At 73.4% G+C, this 5,905-nt stretch carries 4 protein-coding genes; all 4 read left to right on the top strand.

Features of this window, described 5'->3' with window-relative positions:
* Positions 1 to 37: 37 nt before the first annotated feature.
* The 4 genes from ADL22_RS09830 to ADL22_RS09815 all read left to right on the top strand — a co-directional run bounded on the left by ADL22_RS09830 (position 38) and on the right by ADL22_RS09815 (position 5,782).
* Positions 38 to 1,273 carry an arginine deiminase gene (locus tag ADL22_RS09830; RefSeq protein WP_066975866.1) on the top strand — a complete coding sequence of 412 codons (1,236 nt, stop codon included), beginning with the start codon at positions 38 to 40 and terminating at the stop codon, positions 1,271 to 1,273.
* 98 nt (positions 1,274 to 1,371) lie between these two features.
* Positions 1,372 to 2,376 (top strand): ornithine carbamoyltransferase, encoded by a 1,005-nt coding sequence (gene argF, locus ADL22_RS09825; RefSeq protein ID WP_066975865.1) that lies wholly within the window; start codon positions 1,372 to 1,374, stop codon positions 2,374 to 2,376.
* A 239-nt stretch (positions 2,377 to 2,615) separates the two neighbouring features.
* Complete coding sequence (locus tag ADL22_RS09820; RefSeq protein WP_066975863.1) at positions 2,616 to 3,443, top strand: enoyl-CoA hydratase family protein; 828 nt, start codon at positions 2,616 to 2,618, stop codon at positions 3,441 to 3,443.
* Entirely contained in the window at positions 3,428 to 5,782 is a 2,355-nt protein-coding gene (locus ADL22_RS09815) for a bifunctional salicylyl-CoA 5-hydroxylase/oxidoreductase (protein WP_234430620.1), read from the top strand. Before ADL22_RS09820 ends, ADL22_RS09815 begins: the two co-directional genes overlap by 16 nt.
* Positions 5,783 to 5,905 lie beyond the last annotated feature (123 nt).

The following is a 5,905-nucleotide window of genomic DNA, read 5'->3' as shown; positions in this document are numbered from 1 at the left end:
CCCCCCGCCCCGCCCCCCGAGCGGCCAAGATGGGGAGATGGGATTCCATGTCGACTCAGAGGCCGGGCGGCTGCGCCGCGTGATCCTGCACCGCCCCGATCTCGAACTGAAGCGGCTCACCCCCACCAACAAGGACACCCTGCTCTTCGACGACGTGCTGTGGGTCCGCCGGGCCCGGGCCGAACACGACGGGTTCGCCGATGTGCTGCGCGACCGGGGCGTCGAGGTGCACCTCTTCGGCGATCTGCTGGCCGAGAGCCTGGCCCTCCCCGAGGCGCGCACGCTGGTCCTGGACCGGGTCTTCGACGAGAAGGAGTACGGGCCGCTGGCGACCGACCACCTGCGGGCGGCGTTCGAGGAGCTGCCGGTGCCCGAACTCGTCGAGGCGCTGGTCGGCGGCATGACCAAGCGGGAGTTCCTGGAGCACCACCCCGAGCCCACCTCGGTCCGCTTCCACGTGATGGACCTCGACGACTTCCTGCTGCGGCCGCTGCCCAACCACCTCTTCACCCGCGACACCTCCGCGTGGATCTACGACGGGGTGTCGATCAACTCGATGCGCTGGCCCGCCCGGCAGCGCGAGACCGTCCACTACGAGGCGATCTACCGCTTCCACCCGCTCTTCCGCGACGAGTCCTTCCACGTCTGGTCGGAGGGCCAGGCGGACTACCCCTCCACCATCGAGGGCGGCGACGTGCTGGTGCTGGGCAACGGCGCGGTGCTGATCGGGATGAGCGAGCGGACCACGCCGCAGGCGGTGGAACTGCTCGCCCGCGGACTGTTCGCGGCCGGTTCCGCGCACACCATCGTGGCCCTGGACATGCCCAAGCGGCGCGCGTTCATGCACCTGGACACCGTCATGACCATGATCGACGGGGACACCTTCACCCAGTACGCGGGCCTGGGCATGCTCCGCTCGTACACCATCGAACCGGGCGCCGGACCCAGCGACCTGAAGGTCACCGACCATCCGCCGGAGCACATGCACCGCGCCATAGCGGCCGCCCTCGGCCTTCCCGACGTCCGCGTCCTGACCGCGACCCAGGACGTGCACGCGGCCGAACGCGAGCAGTGGGACGACGGCTGCAACGTGCTGGCGGTGGAGCCGGGCGTGGTGGTGGCCTACGAGCGGAACGTCACCACCAACACCTTCCTGCGCAAGCGCGGCATCGAGGTGATCACGATCCCGGGCAGCGAACTGGGCCGGGGCCGGGGCGGTCCGCGCTGCATGAGCTGCCCGGTGACCCGGGACGCGGTGCCGGGGATCGGCTGAGGGGCGCACCGCGGAGCCGCTCTGTATAGTGATGCGTCGCGTCGTATAGAATTCCATGTCCGACCGGCCGCCCGCCCCCGCACTCCAGGAGCCCACCCATGGCGATAGACCTCACCGGCCGCCACTTCCTCAAGGAGCTGGACTTCACCGCCGAGGAGTTCCGCCGACTGACCGACCTGGCCGCCGAGCTGAAGGCGGCCAAGCGCGCCGGAACGGAGGTCCCCCGCCTGACGGGCCGCAACATCGCCCTGATCTTCGAGAAGACCTCCACCCGCACCCGCTGCTCCTTCGAGGTCGCGGCCGCCGACCAGGGCGCCTCGACGACGTACCTCGACCCGTCCGGTTCGCAGATCGGGCACAAGGAGTCGATCAAGGACACCGCCCGCGTACTGGGCCGGATGTTCGACGCGATCGAGTTCCGCGGCAGCCGCCAGTCCGACGTCGAGGAGCTCGCCGCGCACGCCGGTGTGCCGGTCTACAACGGCCTCACCGACGACTGGCACCCGACCCAGATGCTCGCCGACGTCCTGACCATGATCGAGCACGGCGGCGGCCGGCCCCTCGACGCGACCGCGTTCGCCTACCTCGGCGACGCCCGCAACAACATGGGCAACTCCTACCTCGTCACCGGCGCGCTCCTCGGCATGGACGTCCGGATCGCGGCGCCCCGGCAGCTGTGGCCCGAGGACGGCGTCATCGCGCGGGCCCGCGCGCTCGCCGAGGCGAGCGGCGCCCGGATCACCCTCACCGAGGAGGTCGCCGAGGGCGTCACGGGCGCCGACTTCGTCACCACCGACGTCTGGGTCTCGATGGGCGAGCCCAAGGAGGTCTGGGACGAGCGGATCGCGCTGCTCGCCCCGTACGCCGTCACCATGGACGTACTGCGCGCCACCGGCAAACCGGACGTGAAGTTCCTGCACTGCCTGCCCGCCTACCACGACCTCGGCACCGCCGTCGGCCGGGAGATCCACGCCCGGCACGGCCTGACCTCCCTGGAGGTCACCGACGAGGTCTTCGAGTCCGCGCACTCGGTCGTCTTCGACGAGGCGGAGAACCGCATGCACACCATCAAGGCGGTCATGGTGGCCACGCTGGCCCGTTAGGCAGCCGCCCCCCCCCGCACCGCCTACGGGGCCCGGACCCACCCGTCCGGGCCCCGTGCCATGCCCGCCCCCGGCGCCCGTTCGCGTATCGCGCCCCCGTGACGACAGTCACGAAGCAGTGATAACTTCACAGGGAGTTCCCGCGTCCCGCGTTCCGTGTCCCGCACCGTCACCGCATCCACGCCACCGCACGCACCAGCCGTCCGGCTGACGTCCGGTCGAAGGGGGCAGGCAGCACGATGAGCCCGTTCACAGGATCCGCCCGCGCCACCGGCACCTGGCAGCACATCCGGGTCACCCGCGAGGACGGTGTCGCCACCGTCACCCTCGCCCGTCCCGACAAGCTCAACGCCCTGACCTTCGGGGCCTACGCCGACCTCCGCGACCTGCTCGCCGAACTCTCCCGGGAACGCGCCGTCCGGGCCCTGGTCCTGGCCGGCGAGGGCCGCGGCTTCTGCTCCGGCGGCGACGTCGACGAGATCATCGGCGCCACCCTCGCCATGGACACCGGCCAGTTGCTCGACTTCAACCGCATGACCGGGCAGGTCGTCCGGGCCATCCGGGAGGCGCCGTTCCCCGTCGTCGCGGCGGTGCACGGGGTGGCCGCCGGGGCCGGCGCGGTGCTCGCCCTGGCCGCCGACTTCCGGGTCGCCGACCCCTCCGCCCGCTTCGCGTTCCTCTTCACCCGGGTCGGCCTCTCCGGCGGCGACATGGGCGCGGCCTACCTGCTGCCGCGCGTCATCGGCCTCGGACACGCCACCCGGCTGCTGATGCTCGGCGAACCGGTCCGCGCCACCGAGGCCGAACGCATCGGCCTGATCAGCGAGTTGGCCGAGGAGGGCCGCACCGGCGAACGGGCCGCCGCCCTCGCCCGCCGGCTCGCCGAGGGCCCGGCCCTCGCCCACGCCCAGACCAAGGCGCTGCTCACCGCCGAACTCGACATGCCGCTGGCCGCCGCCGTCGAACTCGACGCCGCCACCCAGGCGCTGCTGATGAACAGCGCCGACTACGCCGAATTCCACGCGGCCTTCACCGAGAAGCGGTCGCCGAAGTGGCAGGGCAGGTGAGCACCGCGGCGGGCCGCGGCCGGCGGCCTCTGAAGGTCGCCGTCCTCGGCGGCGGCCCCGGCGGGCTCTACGCCGCGGCGCTGCTCAAACGCCTCGACCCGGACCGCGAGATCACCGTCTGGGAGCGCAACGCCCCCGACGACACCTTCGGCTTCGGCGTCGTCCTCTCCGACGAGACCCTCGGCGGCATCGAACACGCCGACCCGGCGATCTACGACGCCCTCCAGGCGGAGTTCGTCCGCTGGGACGACATCGACATCGTGCACCGCGGCCGCACCCTGACCTCCGGCGGCCACGGCTTCGCCGCCCTCGGCCGCCGCCGGCTGCTGGCCGTCCTCCACGACCGCTGCCGCGCCCTCGGCGTCCGGCTGCGCTTCCGCACCGAGGCCCCGCCCGCCGCCCTACTGGCCCGCGACCACGACCTGGTGATCGCCGCCGACGGCGTGCACAGCACCACCCGCGCCGCCCACGCCGACGTCTTCCGCCCGCGCCTGACCACCCACCGCTGCCGCTACATCTGGCTCTCCGCGGATTTCGCCCTGGACGCCTTCCGCTTCGAGATCGCCGACACCGGCCACGGCATCGCCCAGCTGCACGCCTATCCGTATGCCCGCGGCGAAGCGGGCGGCACCGGCGGCACCAGCGGGCCCGGCGGCGCCAGCACCGTCATCGTCGAGATGCGCGAGGAGGTCTGGCGCGCCAACGGCCTGGCCACCCGCGACGAGGACGCCTCGGCCGCCTGGTGCGCCGACCTCTTCGCCAAGACCCTCGACGGCCGCCCGCTGCGCACCAACCGCTCCAGCTGGACGGCCTTCCGCACCGTCGTCAACGAACGCTGGTCGCACGGCCGGATCGTGCTGCTCGGCGACGCCGCGCACACCGCCCACTTCTCCATCGGCTCCGGCACCAAACTCGCCGTCGAGGACGCCCTCGCCCTCGCCGCCTGCCTCCGCGAACAGCCCACCTTGGACGAGGCGTTGGCCGCTTACGAGGCCGAACGCCGCCCCGTCGTCGCCTCCACCCAGCGCGCCGCCCGCGCCAGCCTGGCGTGGTTCGAGGACCTGGCCACCTATACCGGGCAGCCGCCGTATCAGTTCGCCTTCAACCTCCTCACCCGCAGCCGCCGCGTCACCCACGGCAACCTCCGGCTGCGCGACCCGGACTTCACCGCCGCCGTCGCCGAGGAGGCCGGCGTCCCCGAGGACACGCCGCCGATGTTCACCCCCTTCCGGCTGCGCGGGCTGACGCTGCGCAACCGCGTCGTGGTCTCGCCGATGGACATGTATTCCGCCGACGGCGACGGCACGCCCGGCGACTTCCACCTCGTCCACCTCGGCGCCCGCGCGCTGGGCGGCGCGGGCCTGGTCATGACGGAGATGGTGTGCGTCAGCCGCGCCGGCCGCATCACCCCCGCCTGCACCGGTCTCTATACCGAGGAGCACGAGCGCGCCTGGCGGCGGATCGCCGACTTCGTGCACACCCAGGCGCCCGGCACCGCGCTCGGCGTCCAGCTCGGCCACTCCGGCCGCAAGGGCTCCACCCGCCGGATGTGGGAGGGCATCGACCAGCCGCTCCCCGAGGGCAACTGGCCCGTCGTCGCCCCCTCCGCGCTGCCCTACCGGCCCGGCACCAGCCAGCTCCCGCACGCCCTGACCACCGACGAAATGGCCGCGATACGCGAGGACTTCGCCCGCGCCGCCGCCTCCGCCGCGCGCGCCGGCTTCGACCTCCTGGAACTCCACTGCGCCCACGGCTACCTCCTCTCGGGCTTCCTCTCGCCGCTGACCAATCAACGCACCGACGCCTACGGCGGTTCCCGCGCCGCCCGCCTCCGCTTCCCCCTGGAGGTCTTCGACGCGGTCCGCGCGCAGTGGCCCGCCGACCGGCCCATGACGGTCCGGATCTCCGCCACCGACTGGGCGGACGGCGGCACCACCCCCGAGGACGCGGTGGCCATCGCCGCCGCCTTCGCCGAGCACGGCGCGGACGCCATCGACGTCTCCACCGGACAGGTCGTCGCCCACGAACGCCCCGACTACGGCCGCTCGTACCAGACCCCGTTCGCCGACCGCATCCGCAACACCCTCGGCATCCCGGTCATCGCGGTCGGCGCCATCTCCTCCTGGGACGACGTCAACTCGCTGATCCTGGCCGGCCGCGCCGACCTGTGCGCCCTGGGCCGCCCGCACCTCTACGACCCGCACTGGACCCTGCACGCCGCCGCCGAACAGGGCTACACCGGCCCCGGCGCCCCCTGGCCCGCGCCCTACCGGGCCGGCAGCCGCACTCCGCCCACCGGCCGCACCGACGCCCCGAAGCCCCGCCTCACCCTGCGCTGACGGGGAGGCGGGACGCGGCGGGGCGGGGGCGACCACCGGGGACGTCCCGACGCTCCGTCCCCCCCCCCCCCCCCCCCCCCCCCCGCCCCCCCCCCCCCCCCCCCCCCCCCCCCCCCCCCCCCC

This window comes from Streptomyces sp. NRRL F-4489 (assembly GCF_001509485.1).
Classification (GTDB): domain Bacteria; phylum Actinomycetota; class Actinomycetes; order Streptomycetales; family Streptomycetaceae; genus Streptomyces.
This window is presented reverse-complemented; position numbering and strand designations above follow the sequence as displayed.